This window comes from Streptomyces sp. NPDC047130, assembly GCF_040643475.1.
In the GTDB taxonomy this organism is placed as follows: Bacteria; Actinomycetota; Actinomycetes; order Streptomycetales; family Streptomycetaceae; genus Streptomyces.
In genome coordinates, this window is sequence record NZ_JBEYUK010000026.1 from 33759 (window position 1) to 53022 (window position 19264).

At 73.8% G+C, this 19264-nt stretch carries 16 protein-coding genes; 9 read left to right on the plus strand and 7 right to left on the minus strand.

Annotated elements, in window-relative coordinates:
• Positions 1–100: 100 nt before the first annotated feature.
• Positions 101–877 carry an IclR family transcriptional regulator gene (locus ABZ836_RS25115; protein ID WP_361145678.1) on the plus strand — a complete coding sequence of 259 codons (777 nt, stop codon included), beginning with the start codon at positions 101–103 and terminating at the stop codon, positions 875–877.
• A 72-nt stretch (positions 878–949) separates the two neighbouring features.
• On the opposite strand, the gene ABZ836_RS25120 is transcribed toward ABZ836_RS25115, so the two are convergent.
• Positions 950–1834 (minus strand): LysR family transcriptional regulator, encoded by an 885-nt coding sequence (locus ABZ836_RS25120; protein WP_356131834.1) that lies wholly within the window; start codon positions 1832–1834, stop codon positions 950–952.
• 94 nt (positions 1835–1928) lie between these two features.
• Between ABZ836_RS25120 and ABZ836_RS25125 the strand changes: the two genes are divergently transcribed.
• From ABZ836_RS25125 to ABZ836_RS25155, 7 genes are all read left to right on the plus strand, one after another.
• Complete coding sequence (locus tag ABZ836_RS25125) at positions 1929–3134, plus strand: thiolase family protein (protein ID WP_361145681.1); 1206 nt, start codon at positions 1929–1931, stop codon at positions 3132–3134.
• Complete coding sequence (locus ABZ836_RS25130; RefSeq protein WP_356131840.1) at positions 3131–3802, plus strand: 3-oxoacid CoA-transferase subunit A; 672 nt, start codon at positions 3131–3133, stop codon at positions 3800–3802. The genes ABZ836_RS25125 and ABZ836_RS25130 overlap by 4 nt, the downstream gene beginning before the upstream one ends.
• Positions 3799–4467, plus strand: coding sequence for a 3-oxoacid CoA-transferase subunit B (locus ABZ836_RS25135; RefSeq protein ID WP_356131843.1), 669 nt, complete (start codon positions 3799–3801; stop codon positions 4465–4467). The genes ABZ836_RS25130 and ABZ836_RS25135 overlap by 4 nt, the downstream gene beginning before the upstream one ends.
• 81 nt (positions 4468–4548) lie before the next feature.
• The gene (gene leuE, locus ABZ836_RS25140) at positions 4549–5229 is read left to right on the plus strand and encodes a leucine efflux protein LeuE (protein ID WP_356131845.1); all 681 of its coding nucleotides are present in this window, start codon (positions 4549–4551) and stop codon (positions 5227–5229) included.
• A 255-nt stretch (positions 5230–5484) separates the two neighbouring features.
• Positions 5485–7215 carry an oxalyl-CoA decarboxylase gene (gene oxc, locus ABZ836_RS25145; RefSeq protein ID WP_361145685.1) on the plus strand — a complete coding sequence of 577 codons (1731 nt, stop codon included), beginning with the start codon at positions 5485–5487 and terminating at the stop codon, positions 7213–7215.
• Between the two features lie 308 nt (positions 7216–7523).
• Positions 7524–8243, plus strand: coding sequence for an FAD binding domain-containing protein (locus tag ABZ836_RS25150; RefSeq protein ID WP_356131851.1), 720 nt, complete (start codon positions 7524–7526; stop codon positions 8241–8243).
• 146 nt (positions 8244–8389) lie between these two features.
• Entirely contained in the window at positions 8390–10753 is a 2364-nt protein-coding gene (locus ABZ836_RS25155) for a M6 family metalloprotease domain-containing protein (RefSeq protein ID WP_361145688.1), read from the plus strand.
• Positions 10754–10809: 56 nt separating this feature from the next.
• On the opposite strand, the gene ABZ836_RS25160 is transcribed toward ABZ836_RS25155, so the two are convergent.
• From ABZ836_RS25160 to ABZ836_RS25180, 5 genes are all read right to left on the minus strand, one after another.
• Complete coding sequence (locus ABZ836_RS25160) at positions 10810–11157, minus strand: DUF1330 domain-containing protein (protein WP_361145691.1); 348 nt, start codon at positions 11155–11157, stop codon at positions 10810–10812.
• Between the two features lie 154 nt (positions 11158–11311).
• Positions 11312–12385 (minus strand): AAA family ATPase, encoded by a 1074-nt coding sequence (locus tag ABZ836_RS25165; RefSeq protein WP_361145693.1) that lies wholly within the window; start codon positions 12383–12385, stop codon positions 11312–11314.
• Entirely contained in the window at positions 12382–13011 is a 630-nt protein-coding gene (gene pnuC / locus ABZ836_RS25170; protein ID WP_361145695.1) for a nicotinamide riboside transporter PnuC, read from the minus strand. Before pnuC ends, ABZ836_RS25165 begins: the two co-directional genes overlap by 4 nt.
• A gap of 120 nt (positions 13012–13131) precedes the next feature.
• A complete protein-coding gene (locus ABZ836_RS25175; protein WP_361145698.1) occupies positions 13132–14070 on the minus strand; it encodes a penicillin-insensitive murein endopeptidase in 939 nt (312 codons plus the stop codon).
• 8 nt (positions 14071–14078) lie between these two features.
• Positions 14079–15839 (minus strand): glycoside hydrolase domain-containing protein, encoded by a 1761-nt coding sequence (locus ABZ836_RS25180; RefSeq protein ID WP_361145701.1) that lies wholly within the window; start codon positions 15837–15839, stop codon positions 14079–14081.
• A gap of 315 nt (positions 15840–16154) precedes the next feature.
• On the opposite strand from ABZ836_RS25180, the gene ABZ836_RS25185 reads away from it, so the two are divergent.
• On the plus strand, positions 16155–17948 hold the full coding sequence (locus ABZ836_RS25185) for an acyl-CoA dehydrogenase (protein WP_361145704.1): 1794 nt from the start codon (positions 16155–16157) through the stop codon (positions 17946–17948).
• Positions 17949–17978: 30 nt separating this feature from the next.
• Here ABZ836_RS25185 and ABZ836_RS25190 read toward each other — a convergent pair whose 3' ends face one another.
• Entirely contained in the window at positions 17979–19223 is a 1245-nt protein-coding gene (locus ABZ836_RS25190; protein WP_361145707.1) for a helix-turn-helix domain-containing protein, read from the minus strand.
• Positions 19224–19264 lie beyond the last annotated feature (41 nt).

The window sequence follows — 19264 nt, forward strand, 5'->3', positions numbered from 1 at the left end:
CACGGTGAAGAACACGCATATTCTGGAGAGCAGAACTCCGCCCGGACTCCCGGACAGGGTCAGGACAGGTCGGTCGGGACAGGACAGGTCAGGTCACCTCATGGACAAGCCCCTCAAGCAGCCGCCGCCCTACCCCATCGCCAGCGTGGACCACGCGCTGCGCGCGGCGACCATCCTGCAGCTGGAGGGCACCGCGACCGTGGCGCAGATCGCCGAACGCCTAGGCGTGGCCAGGTCCACCGCCCACCGGATCCTGGCCATGCTGGTCTACCGGGACTTCGCCGTGCGGGACGACAACCGCGCCTACCGGGCCGGTCCGGTGCTGGAACTCGCCGCCCACTCCCGCTCCCTGGCCTCACGGCTGCGCGCGGTCGCCCTGCCGCACCTGCGCCAGGTCGTCGACCTCCTCGACGAGACCTCCAACCTGATGGTGCGCACCGGCGACACCACGCGGGTCATCGCCAGCGCCGAGTGCCGGCAGGCCCTGCGGGTCGGCTCCCGGGAGGGCATGGTCTTCCCCGCCCACCGGACGACGGCGGGGCTCCTGCTGCTCGCCGAACTGCCCGAGGCCGAGCTGGACGAGCTCTACGGCCCGCGACGCCTGCCCGAGCGGCCCACGGACCTCCCCGAACCACCGGCACTCCACGCGGAGCTGCGGCGGATCCGGCGCACCGGGTTCGCCGTCAACCAGGAGCGCTCCGAGCGCGGGCTGGTCGCCGTGGGCGTGCCGGTCCGCGACCGGGACGGCACCGCGGTGGCCGGGCTGTCGGTGTCCATGCCGGGCATGCGGTACGACCCGCACCGGCTGCGGTCGACGGTCGCCACCCTGGAGGCCGCGGCCCACGCCCTGGAACGCGACCTGGCCGGGCAGTCCTGACGGCCGGGGCCCGGTGCGGCCGCCGTTCGCGGTGCGGGCGCGGTTCGCGGTGTGCCCGCCGTCCGCGGTGCGTCAGCCGCCCGCGCAGTCCTCGATCACCGCGGCCACCTGGTCGACCGCCGCGGACTCGCGGCGGTCGCGGCGGGCCAGGAGGAGGTCGACGGACTCCGGGCCGGCGAGCGGCACGTAGGTGACGCCCTCCACGCTGAGGCTCTGCACCGACGCCGGGACCAGGGCCACACCGTGCCCCGCGGCGACCAGCACCACCAGCGTGGCCGTCTCGCCGACCTCGAGGAGCTGGGACGGCTCGAACCCGGCCCGCCGGCACGCGGCCAGCACGAGGTCGTACATCGAGGACCGCGACTGCGACGGATGGACCACGAACGGTTCCCCGGCCAGCTCCGCCAGGGGCACCCTCGCCCGCCCGGCCAGCCGGTGGTGCGACGGCAGCACCGCCACCAGCGGCTCCGAGCGCAGCGGCACCGTGCGGATGCCGTCCTCGTCCACCGCGCCCCGCAGCACGGCCAGGTCGAAGGCGCCCGAGCGCAGCCCCTCCACCAGCCGCGGGGTGAGGATCTCGCCGCGCAGGTCGAGGGTGATCCGCGGCAGCCGCCCCCGCACCGTACGGGCCACCCGCGGCAGCACGTCGTACGTGGCCGTGCCGATGAAGCCGACCGAGACCCGTCCCGCGTGGCCGGTGGCCAGCTCCCGCATGTGCACCAGCGTGCGTTCCTCCTCCGCCACCAGCGCCCTGGCGTGCTCCACCAGGTGATGCCCGGCCTCGGTGAGCTCGACGTGCCGGGTGGACCGGTTGAACAGCGCGACCCCCAGCTCCCGCTCGAGCTGCTTGACCTGCTGGGAGAGGGCGGGCTGGGCGACGTGGAGCCGGGCGGCCGCGCGCCCGAAGTGGCACTCCTCGGCCAGGGTGAGGAAATGGCGGAGCCGGCGGAGTTCCATGCGGTCCACTGTACCGGCGTTGATAACCGGCGCTTATCAATCCATGCCTACTAGGTCTTGGACGCGCACAAGTGCCGGCTCGTACGGTGAGTAGGTGACCGAGAGCTATCTGTACGCAGCAGCCCGCACGCCCTTCGGGAAGTTCTCCGGGGCCCTCGCCGACGTCCGGCCCGACGACCTCGCCGCCACGGCGGTCAAGGGGGTCCTCGGCAAGGCGCCCGACCTCGACCCCGCCGAGATCGGCGACGTCGTCTGGGGCAACGCCAACGGCGCCGGTGAGGACAACCGCAACGTCGGCCGGATGGCCGTCCTGCTGGCCGGCCTCCCCACGTCCGTGCCGGCGACCACCGTCAACCGGCTCTGCGGCTCCTCGCTGGACGCCGCCATCATCGGCTCCCGCGCCATCGAGACCGGCGACGCGGACATCGTCCTCACCGGCGGCGTCGAGTCGATGACCCGCGCGCCCTGGGTCCTGCCCAAGCCCTCCCGCGGCTTCCCGGCCGGCAACGTCACCGCCGTGTCCACCACGCTCGGCTGGCGCCTGGTCAACGAGCGCATGCCCAAGGAGTGGACGGTCTCCCTCGGCGAGGCCAACGAGCAGCTCGCCGACCGCTTCACGATCTCCCGCGAGCGCCAGGACGAGTTCGCCGCCCGCTCCCACAACCTCGCCGACGAGGCCTGGAACGCCGGCTTCTACGACGACCAGATCGTCCCCGTCGTCGTCGACCGCAAGGGCAACACCCTCACCCGCGACGAAGGCATCCGCCCCGGCTCCTCCGCCGAGAAGCTCGCCGGCCTCAAGCCCTCCTTCCGTCCCGACGGCGCCATCACCGCCGGCAACGCCTCCCCGCTGAGCGACGGCGCCTCCGCGGTCCTGCTCGGCTCCGGCGCCGCGGTCGACCGCATCGGCGCCGACCCTCTCGCCCGGATCGCCGGCCGGGGCGTCTTCGCCCTCGACCCGCAGGAGTTCGGCTTCGCCCCCGTCGAGGCCGCCGAGCGCGCCCTGAAGCGGGCCGGCATCACCTGGTCCGACGTCGCCGCCGTCGAACTCAACGAGGCCTTCGCCGTGCAGTCGCTGGCCTGCGTCGACGCCTGGGGCATCGACCCGGAGATCGTCAACGCCAAGGGCGGCGCCATCGCCCTCGGCCACCCGCTGGGCGCGTCCGGCGGACGCATCCTCGGCACCCTCGCCCATCGCCTGCGGGAGTCGGGCGACCGCTGGGGCGTCGCCGCCATCTGCATCGGCGTGGGCCAGGCCCTCGCCGTGGTCCTCGAGAACGTGACCGGAGGCACCCGATGACCACCCGCTTCCACGACCACGCGGACGAGGCGGTGGCCGGCATCGAGGACGGCTCCACCGTCCTCGTCGGCGGCTTCGGCATGGCCGGCATGCCGGTCCAGCTGATCGACGCGCTGATACGCCAGGGCGCCAAGGACCTCACCGTCGTCTCCAACAACGCGGGCAACGGCGACACCGGACTCGCCGCGCTGCTCGCCAAGGGCCGGGTCCGCAAGGTGATCTGCTCCTTCCCCCGCCAGGCGGACTCCTGGGTCTTCGACGACCTCTACCGGTCCGGGAGGATCGAGCTCGAGGTGGTCCCGCAGGGCAACCTCGCCGAGCGGATGCGGGCCGCCGGGGCCGGCATCGGCGCCTTCTACTGCCCCACCGGCGTCGGCACCCTCCTCGCCGAGGGCAAGGAGACCCGCGAGATCGACGGCCGCACCTACGTGCTGGAGTACCCGATCAAGGGCGACGTCGCGCTGATCGGCGCCTACCGCGCCGACCGGATGGGCAACCTCGTCTACCGCAGGACCGCCCGCAACTTCGGCCCGGTGATGGCCACCGCCGCCACCACCGTCATCGCCCAGGTCCGCGAGATCGTCGACACCGGCAGCCTCGACCCCGAGGCCGTGGTCACGCCGAGCATCTACGTCGACCATGTGGTGCAGGAGGCACAGAGCGCATGAACACCGCCGACCGAGTCATCGACACCGGCGCCCCGCTGGGCAAGCACGACATGGCCGCCCTGATCGCCCGCGACATCCCCCAGGGATCGTTCGTGAACCTGGGCATCGGCCAGCCCACCCTCGTCGCCGACCACCTGCCCGCCGGCTCCGGGGTCGTCCTCCACACCGAGAACGGCATGCTCAACATGGGCCCGGCCGCCCAGGAGGGCGAGATCGACCCCGATCTCACCAACGCGGGCAAGGTCCCGGTCACCGAGCTGCCCGGAGCCGCGTACTTCCACCACGCGGACTCCTTCGCCATGATGCGCGGCGGCCACCTGGACATCTGCGTCCTCGGCGCGTTCCAGGTCTCCGGCGCGGGCGACCTCGCCAACTGGCACACCGGCGCGGCCGACGCCATCCCCGCCGTCGGCGGGGCGATGGACCTGGCCATCGGCGCCAAGAAGGTCTTCGTGATGATGACCCTCTTCACCAAGAAGGGCGAGCCCAAGCTGGTGCCCGCGTGCACCTACCCGCTCACCGGACTCGGCTGCGTCGACCGCGTCTACACCGACCTCGCGGTCTTCGACATCACGCCCGAGGGCGTGCGGGTCCGGGAGACCTTCGGCACCACGGTGGAGGAACTCGCCGGACGCCTCGACGTCCCGCTGCTGCCCGCCCGGTGACCGCGGCCCCGCAGCGGGAAGCGGTGTCCGCATAGCGGGCAGGGCGTCGACCGGAGTGTCGCATCATGTGACACTCCGGTCATGTTCGAGTCGTTCGGTGTCATAAACCTCCCGACCTATCTGGCGGGCGTCCTGCTGATCGTGCTGCTCCCCGGCCCCAACTCCCTCTACGTGCTCTCCGTCGCCGCCCGGCGCGGGGTGCGCGCCGGATACGCCGGAGCGGCCGGTGTGTTCTGCGGGGACACGGTGCTGATGACCCTCTCGGCGGCGGGCGTGGCCTCGTTGTTCCAGACCAACGCGATGCTGTTCGCCGTCGTGAAGTACGTGGGCGCGGCCTACCTGGCCTGGGTCGCCCTCGGCATGCTGCGCTCCGGGTGGGAGATCTGGCGGACCCGGCACGAGCCCGGCGGCACGGCGGAGACCGTCGCGGCCGCGGCGGCGGGGGAGTCCGGCGGGAAGACCGAACGGCCCTTCCGGCGGGCCTTCGTGGTGAGCCTGCTCAACCCCAAGGCGATCCTCTTCTTCATCTCCTTCTTCGTGCAGTTCGTCGACCCGAACTACGCCTACCCGGCCCTGTCGTTCCTCGTGCTCGGCGCCTTCGCCCAGCTCGGCAGCGTGCTCTACCTGAGCGCCCTGATATTCGGCGGAACCCGGCTGGCGGCCGTCTTCCGCCGCCGCCGTCACCTGTCGGCCGGCGCCTCCTCGGCGGCGGGCGCGCTGTTCCTGGGCTTCGCGGCGAAGCTCTCCCTGGCGAGCGCGTAGCGACCGGCGCATCCGAGCCTGCGGCCTCCGCGACCCGTCCGGTCGGGGAGGCCGTCGCCGTTCGGTGACGGGCAAGGGGGCACGCGGTCACGGATTGGTGCCGACCACGGTATGGCGCAGGCCCGTCGACGCTGGGATACTGCATACATTCGTGCGGATACTGCATACAATCATGGCCGTCGGGATCGACGACGGCCGGACGGCGGCGCGGACACGGACGACGAACTCGGCACCCTCTGAGGGAGGAACCGGACCATGACGGACACTGTCGCACAGGCCACGGGGACGGAGGGCGCCGAACCGGATGCTCTGACCGACGGGATCCACCTGGTCGTCGACGCGTTGAAGCTCAACGGGGTCGAGACGATCTACGGCGTGGTGGGCATCCCCATCACCGACCTGGCCCGACTCGCCCAGGCGTCGGGCATCCGCTACATCGGCTTCCGGCACGAGAGCGACGCCGGGCACGCGGCCGCTGCGGCCGGCTTCCTCACCCAGCGCCCCGGCATCTGCCTGACCGTCTCCGCGCCCGGCTTCCTCAACGGACTGGTCGCGCTGGCCAACGCCACCACCAACTGCTTCCCGATGGTGCAGATCTCCGGCTCCAGCGAACGGCACCTGGTCGACCTCCAGCGCGGCGACTACGAGGAGATGGACCAGCTCGCCGCCGCCAGGCACTTCGCCAAGGCGGCCTTCCGCGTCTCCCGTGCCGAGGACATCGGCCGCGGCATCGCCCGCGCCATCCGCACCGCGGTCTCCGGGCGCCCCGGCGGCGTCTACCTCGACATCCCGGCCGCCGTGCTGGGCGAGATCATCGACGCCCGGAAGGGCGCCGCCTCGCTGTGGAAGCTGGTCGACCCCGCGCCCCGCCAACTGCCGCAGCCGGCCGCCGTGGACCGGGCCGTCGAGCTGCTGGAGCGGGCCGAGCGGCCGCTGATCGTGCTCGGCAAGGGCGCGGCCTACGCGCGGGCGGACGAGTCGATCCGGGCGTTCGTGGAAGCCACCGGCATCCCGTACGTGCCCATGTCGATGGCCAAGGGCCTGCTGCCCGACGACCACCCCCAGTCCGCGGCGACCGCGCGGTCGCTGGCCCTGAAGCGGGCCGACGTCGTCATGCTGGTCGGCGCGCGCCTCAACTGGCTGCTGGGGCACGGCGACGCGCCCCAGTGGAACCCGGACGCCAAGTTCGTCCAGGTGGACATCGCGGCCGGCGAGATGGACAGCAACCAGCCCATCGCCGCCCCGCTGGTCGGCGACATCGGCTCGGTGATGGACGCGCTGGCCGAGCGTTCCAAGCCCGGGCAGATCTCCGCCCCCGCCGCCTGGCGGGAGGAACTCGCCGCCCGTTCGGCGCAGAACGTGGGCAGGATGTCCACGCGCCTGGAGGCCGCGAGGGCGGCCCACCCGATGCGGTTCCTCGGCGCGCTGCAGGCCGTGCGGGACGTCCTCGCCGAGAACCCGCGCGTCTACCTGGTCAACGAGGGCGCCAACGCCCTGGACCTGGCCCGCAACACCATCGGCATGCAGGTCCCGCGCCACCGTCTGGACAGCGGCACCTGGGGCGTCATGGGCATCGGCATGGGCTACGCCATCGCCGCCGCCGTGGAGACCGGCGAACCGGTGGTCGCCGTCGAGGGCGACAGCGCGTTCGGGTTCAGCGGCATGGAGATCGAGGCGGTCTGCCGCTACAACCTGCCGGTCGTCACCGTCGTCCTCAACAACAGCGGCGTCTACCGGGGCGACGAGGCGTCCCCGACCGGCGACCCGGCGCCGACCTACCTGAAGGCGCGTCACGACCTGATGATCGAGGCGTTCGGAGGCAAGGGCTACCAGGCCACCACCCCGGACGAGGTCGCCGCGATGCTGCGCGAGGCCCTTGCCGCGGGCGGGCCGGCGCTGATCGACTGCGTGATCGACCCGGCGGACGGCTCGGAGAGCGGCAACATCGGACACCTCAACCCGAAGGGCCTCACGGCGAAGAAGTGACCCCCACCCGGGCCCTTCGGGCAGGCCCGGCGCGTGCCGGGCAGGCCCGGCGCGTGCCGGGCGGGTCCGGTGTGTGTCGGGGGGCCGGTGTGTGCCGCGCGGTCCCGCGGGCGGGGCGGGTGACCGCCGCGCGGGCCGGGTGGTGGGCGGGTGCGCGGCGCGGGTCCGGTGGGGCGGGCGGGCCGGCCGGTGCCCCGCTCCGCAGGGCGGCGCATATGCCGGTCGCGTGCCGGCCGTGTCGGCGGCGGCCGAAGAGGGTAGGGCACGCACGTCCACTCCGCGTCCCCGCCGAAATGAGGCGCCCCACCGTGCAGTTGCACCTGCCCAGAACCGTGTCCGAAGCCCAACGCCACCTCGCCGAAGGGGCCGTCCCGATAGGCGGGGCGACCTTGGTCTGGGCCACCTGGCAACGCGACGGCTTCCCCGAGCAGGCCGTCTCGCTCCGCCAGGTCCCCGAGGCCAACGTCGTCGAGGCCGAGGCCCTCGGCGCCGCCGTCCTCCTCCACCAGGTCGACGACCGCGTCCCCGCCGTGCTGCGCCGCGCCGCCGGCACCATCGGCACCGGCGCCGTGCGCCGCACGGCCACCGTCGGCGGCAACATCGTCGGCAGTTCCCTGCGCTGCCTGCTGCCCGCCGCCCTGGTGCTGGACGCCCGCGCCACCGTGCTGGAGGCGGGCCGCACCTACGACACCGACCTCGCCGAGGTCGTCGCCAAGCGCTCCGTCCTGCTGTCCCTGCGCTGGCGCGCGCCCCTCGCCGACGGGTACCTCAAGCTGCCCGCCGACGCGGGCGGACCCCCGCCCCTGGTCGTCGCCACCGCGGTGCACGCCGAGCCGGACGGGCGCCGCCGTGTGCGCGTCGCCGTGCGGGACGGCTACGAGGTGACCACGGGGGACGCGGCGTACGACGACGGCGACGGCGTCCCCCGGATCCTCGACGCCCTGGCGCGAACCCCCCTCGGCGACCTGCCGCCCGGCGCCCGGGAACAGGTCGAGGCGCAGGTCGACGACGTCCTGGCCCGCGCCTGACGGGCCCGCCGCCGTCCGGTGACACGGCGTCGGCCCGCGGCGGCGGTCCACGCGGGGGGTGATGTTCCGCCCCAGGCGTCGCTAGGGTCCCGGGCGGGCGCGTCCCGACCGGGCCGCCCTGGGCACCGTCAAGGAGACATCGCTTCGTGAGACGCCGAACCCGGACCACGGAACCGAACCGCTCACCCCGCGCACAGCGCCGCGCAGCCCGGCGTACCGGCCGGCTCGCCGCGGTCGTCGCCGGCGCCGTCCTCGCCGCCACCGCCACCCTGCAGTCCCCGGTCGCCGCCTCACCCGCCGCCCCCGCGGCGACCGGTCCCGTCGTCGCCGTCGACCCGCAGGAGTGGACCGACCAGGCGGACATGACGTGGGACGACTACGTGGACGTCCGCCCCGAGGAGTGGGCCTCCGCCGCCACCTCCCGGGGCTCGGAGGCGCAGTACCGCACCGCCGTGCTGCTGGTCGACTTCACCGACCAGCCCATGCTGATCACCCAGGAACCGGGCAGCCACCCCTTCGGCAATCCCTACGGCAAGGACTTCGAGCCGGTCCCCGAGGACCAGGTCCGCGACTGGTACCAGGACTACTACACCGTCCCGAACGAGTACAACGGCCGCCAGACCCTCCACTCGTACTGGATGGAGGACTCCTTCGGGAAGATCGGCGTGGACGCCGAGGTCTTCGGCACCTACACCCTTCCGGGCAAGCTCCACGAGTACGGCATCGACAACCGGATGAACGGGCCCATGGCGCGGTTCTGCCCGATGGGCGACACCTGCGGCAAGGACCTGCGCACCGACAGCCTGCGCCTGTGGCGCGACGCCATCGACTGCGCCACCGGCGACTTCTGCGGCTTCGACAACATCTTCATCGTCACCGCCGGCCACGACGAGTCCTCCACCTGGGAGGAGTTCGGCCGCCAGAAGTACGCCGCCAAGGAGGACGTCCCCGCCGCGCTCGGGCCCCCGCGCGACGAGAACGGCGACCCCGTGCTCAACCAGCTGGGGGAGCCGATGACCAACTGGGCGAGGACGCGCTACGTGGAATGGACCAGCTGGCGGGCCGCCGCCAACCACTGGCCGAACGCGGGCGGCGGCATCTCCACCCAGGCGGAGAGCTCCGGACTCAGCGTCTTCGCCCACGAGTTCAGCCACCTGCGCGACCTGCCGGACAACTACAACAACCCCTTCGCCGACGACACCCGCAACTACACCGGCTACTGGGAGATGATGTCCCGCGGCACCTTCAACGGCCCCGGCGGCACCCACAACCGCTGGCAGGTGCCCAACCAGGGCGGCTCCGCCCTCGGCCCGCACCACATGGTCCACTACAAGCAGGCGCTGGGCATCCTCGGCGAGAAGGAGACCGTCCACCTCACCAAGGCGGCCCTCCGCGACGACGGCGTCGCCGTCGCCACCCTCCGCGCCCGCGAGTACGTGCCCGGCGAGGGGCAGAAGGTCGCCCTCGACCTGGACGTCGACGGGTTCCGGCTGGGCGCCTGCGAGGACCAGATGGCGCGCGTCGGCGAGTCCGACACCCGCTTCTGGTGCCCCAAGGGCGGCAACTGGGAGGACTACACCATGGAGGTCGTCGACCGCGTCGGCAACGACTCCTTCACCACCGGCCACGGCGTCCTGCTGTCCCAGAACCGCACCCAGGGCTCGCCCCGCGAGTGGCTGGTCGACGCCAACCCGCAGGACATCGGCCGCGTCGACTACCAGGGCCCCGGCGGCGAGGACGTCATGGTGGTGCGCGGCGACCCGCGCCAGCTCGACGACGCCACCTTCCACGCCGGCACCGCCTCCGGCTCCCGGTACGAGTGGATCGACGAGCCGAACGGCCTGCACTTCTACGTCCTGGACGTGTGGCGCGACGCCGAGGGCGTGCTGACCTACCAGGTCGCCGTACGCGCCCTGGACGCCGCCGGCCCGCAGCGGCGCGGGGCCGCGCTGGGCCGGGCCACCGGCACGCCCGTCGGCGGCTCCACCGCGCTGATCGGCGCCCGGCTCGCCAACACCGGCCAGGCCGGACCGGGCGTCCACGGCGCCGACGTCTACCGGCTCGAGGCCACGGTGGAGGGCGACGGCTGGAAGGTCGCCCTGCCCTACGAGGTGCAGGCCGTGCCCGCGGGCGCGACCCTGCCCGTCGCCGCCTACGCCACCGCGTCCCCCGGCGCGGCCCGCTCGGCGACGGTGACCGTCACCGCCACCAGCGAGTCCGACCCGTCGGCCACCTCGACGACCACGGTGCGGGTGACCACCGCCGGCCTGGCCGTCACCAGGTCGTCCCTGGGCGCACTGCTGGACGGCTACGCGGCACAGGGCGTCCTGACCACCGGCGAGACCCGGCGGCTCGAGGCGCAGCTCCGGCAGGCCGAGCGGCCCCGGCAGGCGGCCAAGGCGCTGGAACGGTTCGCCGACCTGGCCGACAGGACGGCCTCCGAGGGCCGGCGCGCCCTGGCCTCGGCGGCCCTGGCGAGCGCCGCGCGCACCCTGGCGGCCTCCGCCTGACATCCGCCGCCCGCCGCCCTCTCCCCGGGGCGGCGGGCGGCAACCCTGATGCTGCCTCAGGCCCCGGCGAGCCCGTTCCGCATCGCCTCGGCGGTCACCTTCGGGTCGTACCCCTCGGGCACGCCCTCGACGAGGATGATGTCGCCCTCGATGTGCCGCGACCGCAACGGGGCGATCTCCCGGTACGCGGCGGAGTCCCACCAGGCCCGCGCCTCCTCGATCCCCGGGAAGCCGATCATCACCACACCCCCCGGCCAGCTCCCCTCCTTCACCTCGTGCGGAGTGGCGTGCACGAGGAAACGGCCGCCGTAGGGCTCGAAGGTGGCGGGCACGCGCTCGATGTACTCGGCGACATCCGGGTGCGGGGCGGCGTCCTGCAGACGCGCGATGGCGTAGGCGGGCATGAACGTCCTTCTCTGTCGGGCGGGTTGCGTCCACCCGATCCTGACACCGCCCGTCGACGGCGTCGACGGCGTTTCCGGCGGCGACCGCTCCTCCGGGGCCGGGGGCCCCGGCCCCGGCGCGCGCACCCGCAGGCGTGCGTACCCGCTGGCGCGCTCAGCCGCGCCGCTCCGGCAGCGGGTCCGTGAACCCCCAGTCCGCCGCCAGCAGCCGCTCCACGGCTTCGACCGCCTCCGCCAGGCGCTGCTCCCGGGAACCGCGCAGGACGCGGAACGGGCGCCCGGTACGCGTCAGTTCGGCTGCGAAGCGGTCGGTCATCCACGGGCGCAGGTGCTCGCCGTCGCGCAGGCCGTCGTCCTCGAACGGGACGTCCGCGTGGTCCGTGAGCAGCCACAGGTGCTGGCGGCGGCCCTCCTCCGCGACGCGGGCCACCGCCGGGTTCGCGGATCCCAGGTACCGCTCGTGCCAGATCGTCGTCGCGAAGGCGTCCGTGTCGCAGAAGAGCACCGGCGCCCCCTCGCGCGCCGCCCGGTCCTCACGCGCCAGTTGCCCGGCGGCGATCAGCGGGAACTCCTCCGAGGCGAAGGAGACGTCCGTCCACGTCCCCGCGGGGCCGAGCGCCGCCAGCTTCCGCTCGCTGAACTCCCGGCCGTACTCGGGCACCCAGCGGGTGCCTGCCCACACGCCGCCGCGTGCGCGGTAGTGCTCGGCGAGGTCCCGCGCCAGCGTCGTGGTGCCGGTGGACTCGGCGCCGAGGACGACGACGCGCCGGGCGAGCGCACCCCGCACCGGCGGGGCGAGGTAGGGCCAGCACCCGACCGGGTCCTTGCGGACGGCGGTGCCGGAGACGGGGTACGCCGTCCGGTCCGGGTCCACCAGGACGGACGCCGCGCCCATCCGGCGGCCCAGTTCCTCGCCGTAGGACTCCGAGGTGAAGACCGCGTCGATCCGCTCCGGGACGGCGGCGCGGAATATCGCCACGTGCGCCGCCCAGACGTCCGGGTCGGTGAGGTCGACCGGTATGTCGTCCACGGCCCCCACCACCTCGCACCCCGGGTGCGCCTCCCGCATCCACGCCACCCGGTCCGCCAACGGCACCGACTCCACCGAGGAGGCGCACACCAGCACCGTCAGCCGCTCGCACCGTGCGGCGGCGGTCCGCACGAGGTGGTGGTGGCCGGCGTGCGGCGGGTAGAACTTGCCCAGGACCAGGCCGTGTCCGTACCTCATGCCGCCACCGCCAGGTCGCGGCGCAGCGCGCCACGCCAGTTGCGCAGGCCGATCACGCACAGCACCAGGAAGCCGGCGTACAGCAGGGACGTGAGGTAGAGGTCCTTGTGCGCGTAGAGCGGGATGTAGACGAGGTCCGCCGCGATCCAGAGCCACCACGACTCCACGCGCTTGCGGCACTGCCCGTAGGTCGCCATCAGCGACAGGGCGGTGGTCAGGGCGTCCCACTGCGGCACCGTCGAGTCCGTCGCGCGGTCCAGCAGCAGCCAGATCGCGGCGAACCCGGCCGCCCCGGCCGTCAGCAGCCAGGTCCACTCGCGACGGCTGGTGCGCCGCACCCGCAGCCGCTCGCCGGGGGCGCCGCCGCGGACCCACGTCCACCAGCCGTAGCAGGCCAGGGCGATGAAGACGACCTGCAGCGCGGCGTCGGCGTACAGGCCGGAGTCGGTGAAGAGCAGGATGAACAGCAGGTTGTTGGCGATGCCGATGGGCCAGTTGGCGATGTGCTGGCGGGCGACCAGCCAGACGCAGAGGGCACCGCTGCCGAAGCCGAGCAGCTCCGTCCAGCTGACGGGTGTCTCCAGCCAGGTGAAGAGGGGTTCGCGCAGGGCGTTGAGCAGGTCCATGGGGCTCCTTTTCGTCTCGGCGACGATAATCGGGGAGCCGGCCTGCGTAAAGGCATGTTCGGTGTGACCGCCACGACCGCGGCCGGACCGGGGCAGCGGCCCCGGTCCGGCGGCTCCGGCCTACCGGTAGCGGACGTGCAGGTGGTTGTCGTGGTTCGGGTAACTCGTCGTCAGGCCCTCCGCGATGAGCTGCGGGTCGTTGAAGAAGATCAGCTCGACGCGGCCGGGAGCCTTGGCGCGGATCTCCTGGACCAGGCGACGGGTGGCCGCGCGGTCGTAGGCGGTGGACTGCCAGGTGATGCGGCCCGCGGTGCACTGGCCGGAGTCGGTGCGGACGGGCCACACGTCGACGTCCATGCCGACCTCGTGGCTGGCGTGGCCCGGGATGTCGCCGCCGTGCTCGAAGCCCGCGTCGCCGACCGGCAGCCTGCCGTTGCCGGTGGTGGCGAAGGTGGCGGCGGCGGCCTCGAGCTGGGCGACGGCGCCGGCGGTCGCCCAGTGGGCGTCGGCGTTGCCGTCGGGGCTCTGGGCGCACATGGTGCCGGGGCCGAAGTCGATCCTCTCGTAGTGCCAGAGGAGGTTCCTCCAGGTGGTCGCGCCCACCACGCCGTCCACGCCGATCCCGGCGTGCGACTGGAAGGCGCGCACCGCCGAGGCGGTGGCGGGGCCGAAGTCGCCGTCCACCGTGAGGCCCGTGCCGCGCTTGGCGTTGAGCTGGGCCTGGAGCGCCTTCACGGCCGGACCGTTGTCGCCCTCGCGGACGGTGAGGACCAGCGCGCCCCAGGTCGCGGCGCCGACGACGCCGTCCGCGGTCAGGCCCTCGGACTGCTGGAACGCCACGACCGCGCCGCGCGTCCCGGTGCCGAAGACCCCGTCGGTCGCGACGGTGCGGCCGTGGGCGGTCAGCAGGTGCTGGAGGGCGAGGACGTCGGTGCCGCGGCTGCCGCTCGCGGCGAGCGGGAACGCGGCCTGGGAGAAGGCCTGGGCGGGGGCGCCGGAGCCGAGGAGCAGCCCCGCGAGGGCGGCGAACAGGGCGAGGAGGTGGCGGAGTCGCTTCATGGCCGGTGTCACCGCCCCGCCTGCAGCGCGCCCCAGGTGCCGGGGCCGGCGATGCCGTCGACGGTCAGCCCCCGAGAGGACTGGTAGTCGCGGACCGCCTGCCCGGTGCCCGGGCCGAAGACGCCGTCGACGGCGACCGTCCGGCCGAGCGCGGCCGTCAGGGCCCGCTGCAGCCGGGTCACCGGCTCGCCCGTCGACCCGCTCTGCACGGTGGTGGTGGCGCCGCGGGAGAGCAGCGCGGTCCACGTCCTCGGGCCGACCACGCCGTCGGCCGTAAGCCCCTTGGCCGTCTGGAAGCCGCGGACCGCGGTCGCGGTGCCCGGGCCGAAGACGCCGTCCGGGGAGCCGGGGTTGTACCCGGCGGCGGTCAGCAGGCACTGGGCGGCCTTGACCAGCTCGCCGGTCGACCCGCTCTGCACCGTCGCGTACGCGCCGAAGCTGAGGTTCGCGCCCGTGCAGGTGGCCGGCGGCGGCGTGGTGCTGCCGGTGCCCACGTCCAGGTAGTCGCGGTCGATGTTGATCGAGTAGCCGCCGTAGGTCTCGGTGACCTCACCGACGTACTGGTGGATGCGCTGGTGGTTCGCCCAGTAGGAGGCCGGCACGTACGTGCCGGTGTCGGTGTCGGCGGCGCCGTTCCACCAGGCGTAGAAGAGGTGGTCGACGCGGGTGTACGCCGGGTTGTCGTACTCCGAGGCGGCGTCCCTGATGCCGGAGGCGGCGCTGGAGTAGAAGCCCGACAGGTAGCCGCTGGTGTGCAGGCGCTCGGTCCAGCCGGACAGGTAGGACAGGACGGCGGCCTTGCAGGAGGCCGTGGAGGTGTACGCCTCGATGTCGGAGTAGATGGCGCTGCCCGCCGGGATGCCGAGGTTGGAGGCGGCGGTGACGGCGGCGGCCGCGGCGGACACGCCCTGCGACCTGGCGGTGGCAGGGTCGGCGGACATCTTCAGCGAGTAGTTGGTGCAGGGTGCCTGGCGGCCGACGTCGATGGGGATCAGGCGCCAGCCGTTGGCGGTCTGGGTGGTCACCCAGCTCGCGGTCAGGTTCGGCTGGGAGCAGCCGCGGAAGGAGCCGCTGATGTAGACCCCGACGGCGCTGTAGGGCGAGTTCGCCTTCCAGGCGTTCATGGCGCTCTGCGACGGGGCGGTGCAGGCGTCGAAGCCCTTGCCCGTGTAGGTGCCCGGCTGCGGGCCGGCCGCCGCCGACGGGGCCACGGCCGACGGCTGCCCGGCGGTGCGGGGGAGTGCCGTGCGCTCGGCCCCGGCGGTGAGCTTCGCGGTGCCGAGCACGTCACGCACCAGGCCCTCGGTGTGCGGGGTGTGCGCGGCGGTCACCAGGACGCCGGCGTCCTCGACCGCGATCCGGATCGCGTCGTCGCTGGAGACGGCGGAGGGGGCGGTGGCCTTGCCGCGCTGGGCCCGCGCGGTGGCGGCCGTCGCCCGGCCCGCGGAACGGGCGGTGATGGGCTCGACCACGATGCCCGCGGTCCGGCCGACGAGACGGGCCGGGCAGTCGTTCTCCGGCCCGGGCTCGCCCAGGTAGACGGCGGGCTCGTCGAAGCGGACGCAGGCGCGGGGGTTCCGGTCCAGGTCGACCACGCGCCAGTCGGCGGGGACGTCCACCGCGTACCCGCGGTAGGACACCGTGCGGGTGGATTCCGCGGACGGCTGGGCCGCCTGGGCGGGGCCGGTGACGGCGGCGGCGCCGATGCCCGCGAGGGCGGCCAGCAAGGCCGTCGCGGCACGGAGTCTTCGGGGGCGGGGGGAGGTCATCAAGGCACTCCTGGTGGGTTGGTGCCGCTGGTCCGACCTGTTTGGTCAGGGCATGACAAGCGGGGCGCCGTGGGGGGCTGAGCAGAGACTGACCGCGCGGCGGGGGCGTGTCAACAGCACCCTCCGGCTGTCAGAGGACCAGACCTCCGGCGGTCGGGCGGCGGGCGCGGGGCGAGCCCCGTCACACCTGGCTTGACATGCGGATTCGCTCCGATAGGTTCTGGTGGGCGGCGCATACCGACCGGTCGGGCTGCGACATGCCGGACGGTCCGGGAGCGACCGAGGGCCTTCGATCCGATGAGCAGGGTGAACAGCATGAGCAGCAGCATTCTTTCCGCGCGCGACCTGGAGTTCCTGCTCTTCGAGTGGCTCCAGGTCACCGAGCTGACGCGGCGCAAGCGGTTCGCCGACCACTCGCGGGAGACCTTCGAGGCCGTCCTGGACGTCTCCGAGCAGCTCGCCACCGAGCTGTTCGCGCCCCACAACCGCACCGCCGACCTCAACGAGCCCCGCTTCGACGGCGAGCGCGTCCACATCATCCCCGAGGTGGGGCCCGCCCTGCGGGCGTACGCGGAGGCCGGGCTGATCGCCGGTGCGATGGACGCCGAGGTCGGCGGGATCCAGCTCCCGCGCACCGTGATGCAGGCCTGCTTCGCCTGGTTCCAGGCCGCCAACATCGGCACCGCCAGCTACCCGATGCTCACCATGGCCAACGCCAACCTGCTGCTGGCACACGGCTCCGAGGAGCAGGTCGACACCTTCGTGCGGCCGATGATCGAGGGCCGGTTCTTCGGCACCATGTGCCTGTCCGAGCCGGCCGTCGGCTCCTCGCTCGCCGACATCACCACCAAGGCGGTCCCCGAGGGCGGCGCGAGCGGCGCCCACCGGCTGTTCGGCACCAAGATGTGGATCTCCGGCGGCGAGCACGACCTCGCCGAGAACATCGTCCACCTGGTGCTGGCCCGCACCGAGGGGGCCCCGGCCGGGGTGAAGGGGCTGTCGCTGTTCGTCGTGCCCAAGTTCCTCGTCGAGGACGGCGGGCGCCTCGGCGAGCGCAACGACGTGGTGCTGGCCGGGCTCAACCACAAGATGGGCTACCGCGGCACCGTCAACACCCTGCTCAACTTCGGGGAGGGCGTGCACACGCCCGGCGGCCGGGAGGGCGCGGTCGGACACCTCGTCGGCCGGGAGGGTGACGGGCTGCGCCAGATGTTCCACATGATGAACGAGGCCCGGATCGGCGTCGGCGCCGGAGCCGCGGCCCTCGGCTACACCGGCTACCTGCACGCCCTCGAGTACGCCCGCACCCGCACCCAGGGACGGCCGGTGGGCGGCAAGGACGCCGGCCGGCCGCCGGTGCCGATCATCGAGCACGCCGACGTCCGGCGGATGCTGCTCTCCTCCAAGTGCTACGCCGAGGGCTCCCTGGCCCTGGTGCTGTACGCGGCGCGGCTGCTGGACGAGCAGGACACCGGGGAGACGGAGCGGGCGCGCGAGGAGGCCGGGCTGCTGCTCGACCTGCTGACGCCCGTCGTGAAGACCTGGCCCTCGGTGTGGGGACCGGCGGCGAACGACCACGCCATCCAGGTCCACGGCGGCTACGGCTACACCCGCGACTACCCGGTCGAGCAGTTCTACCGCGACAACCGGCTCAACCCCATCCACGAGGGCACCCACGGCATCCAGGCCGCCGACCTGCTGGGCCGCAAGGTCCTCCAGGCGGACGGCGCCGGGCTGGAACTGCTCGCCGCGCGGGTCCGCGCCACCACGGCCCGGGCCGGCGAGGAGTGGGAGGCGCAGTCGAAGGCCCTGGTCGCCGCACTGGACCGGGTCCGGGAGGTGACGGCGGCCCTCTGGGCGGGCGGCGACCCGAAGGCCGCGCTGGCCAACGCCTGGCAGTACCTCGAAGCCTTCGGCCACGTCGTGGTCGCCTGGCTGTGGCTGGAGCAGGCCGTCGCCACCGGCGACAGGCAGACCGCCTTCCACGCCGGCAAGCGGGCCGCCGCGCGGTACTTCTTCACCCACGAACTGCCGTCCGTCCAACCCAAGCTGGATCTGTTGGCGTCCCTGGACACCACCCTGGTCGACCTGGACGACACCTGGCTGTGAGCCCGCGCGGCAGGAGGGGCCCCGGCCTCCTCACGCCTGCGGCGCGGCCATCTCGCCGAGGGTGAGGAGAAGGCGGTCGCGGGGGTCGCGGAGGCTGCGGCCGGTGAGCTCCTCGATCTGGCGCATGCGGTAGATGACCGTGTTGCGGTGACAGAACAGCTGCCGGGCGGCGTGGGTGGGCGAGCCGTGGTGGGTGAGCAGCGCGCGCAGGGTCTCCAGCAGCACGGCCGCCTGCTGGGGCGGCTGGGCCAGCAGCGGGCTCACGGTCTCCTCGACCAGGACCGCGGTCGCCTCCGGGCTGGCCCGCAGCAGCACCTCCGGCAGGCGTTCCCCCACCGGGACCACGCCCGCCGTGCCGCGCGGCACGGTGTCCGCGGCCTGGGCGGCGAGCCGGTAGGCGGTGGCGAAGCCGGCCAGGCCGTCGGGGGAGGCGGCCACCCCGGCACGGCCCACGACCGCCGGCTCGAGCGCCCGCGCCAGGCCGTCCACGCCGGTGCCCCCGACGGCCACCAGGGCGAACGTGATGTCGCCGCGGACGTGCCAGCAGGACGTCACCCCCAGCCGCTCCAGGCGGTCCTCGCCGCCGCGGACCGGGCCGTCGGGCAGCCCGTCGAAGGGGGCCACCACACAGGCCACCGGCTCACGGGCGCCGAGGCCCAGCACCTCGCGGGCCTCGGCGGCGAACACCGGGTCCGCGCCCCGCCCCTCCACCAGGCCGTCCAGCAGCCGCTGACGGCGCTGCAGGTCGCGATTGTGCAGCCGGGCCTCCTCGCGGCGGTAGGCCTCCACCAGCGTGGCGTTCTGCAGGTCCAGCGCCGCCCAGATCTGACGCCCGGCCAGGACCAGCACATGGTCGTCGACGACCTCGTCCCGGCGGTCGTGGCGGCTCAGCAGCGCCTCCCACAGCACCCGCGACCCGAGGCTGTAGGCGTTCAGCACATGTTCCATGCGCACCCCTTGGCGCGCCCGCCGCCGCCCGGTCTCCCGCCACAGGTGCACGGTGCTCTCACCGGTGCGGGCCAGCCCCGCCATGGTGCGGATGCCGCGGCCGACGTGTTCGCGCACGCTGGAGCGGATGTCGGCGCGCAGCTCCGGACCGGCGTCGGCGTGCCAGTCCTTGGACAGCAGGGTCAGGGTGATGTCGTCGGCGATGGCGTCCGCGCGCGGCAGCAGCGAGGCCCAGGCCCGCTCGACGGCACGGCGCACGTCCTCCCCGGGTCCCTCGTCGCCGGGGGACCCCGACGCGGCGGTCGTCAGGCCCATGCCATTGCCCATGGCCCCGGAGGATGGCACGGAGCGCACAGCCGCGCCAGACC

Bases quoted from the DNA above. Each gene is read 5' to 3' on its own strand.
- ABZ836_RS25115 (WP_361145678.1), top strand. From the start codon at position 101: ATGGACAAGCCCCTCAAGCAGCCGCCGCCCTACCCCATCGCCAGCGTG.
- ABZ836_RS25120 (WP_356131834.1), bottom strand. From the start codon at position 1,834: ATGGAACTCCGCCGGCTCCGCCATTTCCTCACCCTGGCCGAGGAGTGC.
- ABZ836_RS25130 (WP_356131840.1), top strand. From the start codon at position 3,131: ATGACCACCCGCTTCCACGACCACGCGGACGAGGCGGTGGCCGGCATC.
- ABZ836_RS25135 (WP_356131843.1), top strand. From the start codon at position 3,799: ATGAACACCGCCGACCGAGTCATCGACACCGGCGCCCCGCTGGGCAAG.
- leuE (WP_356131845.1), top strand. From the start codon at position 4,549: ATGTTCGAGTCGTTCGGTGTCATAAACCTCCCGACCTATCTGGCGGGC.
- oxc (WP_361145685.1), top strand. From the start codon at position 5,485: ATGACGGACACTGTCGCACAGGCCACGGGGACGGAGGGCGCCGAACCG.
- ABZ836_RS25160 (WP_361145691.1), bottom strand. From the start codon at position 11,157: ATGCCCGCCTACGCCATCGCGCGTCTGCAGGACGCCGCCCCGCACCCG.
- ABZ836_RS25165 (WP_361145693.1), bottom strand. From the start codon at position 12,385: ATGAGGTACGGACACGGCCTGGTCCTGGGCAAGTTCTACCCGCCGCAC.
- pnuC (WP_361145695.1), bottom strand. From the start codon at position 13,011: ATGGACCTGCTCAACGCCCTGCGCGAACCCCTCTTCACCTGGCTGGAG.
- ABZ836_RS25175 (WP_361145698.1), bottom strand. From the start codon at position 14,070: ATGAAGCGACTCCGCCACCTCCTCGCCCTGTTCGCCGCCCTCGCGGGG.
- ABZ836_RS25180 (WP_361145701.1), bottom strand. From the start codon at position 15,839: ATGACCTCCCCCCGCCCCCGAAGACTCCGTGCCGCGACGGCCTTGCTG.
- ABZ836_RS25185 (WP_361145704.1), top strand. From the start codon at position 16,155: ATGAGCAGCAGCATTCTTTCCGCGCGCGACCTGGAGTTCCTGCTCTTC.
- ABZ836_RS25190 (WP_361145707.1), bottom strand. From the start codon at position 19,223: ATGGGCAATGGCATGGGCCTGACGACCGCCGCGTCGGGGTCCCCCGGC.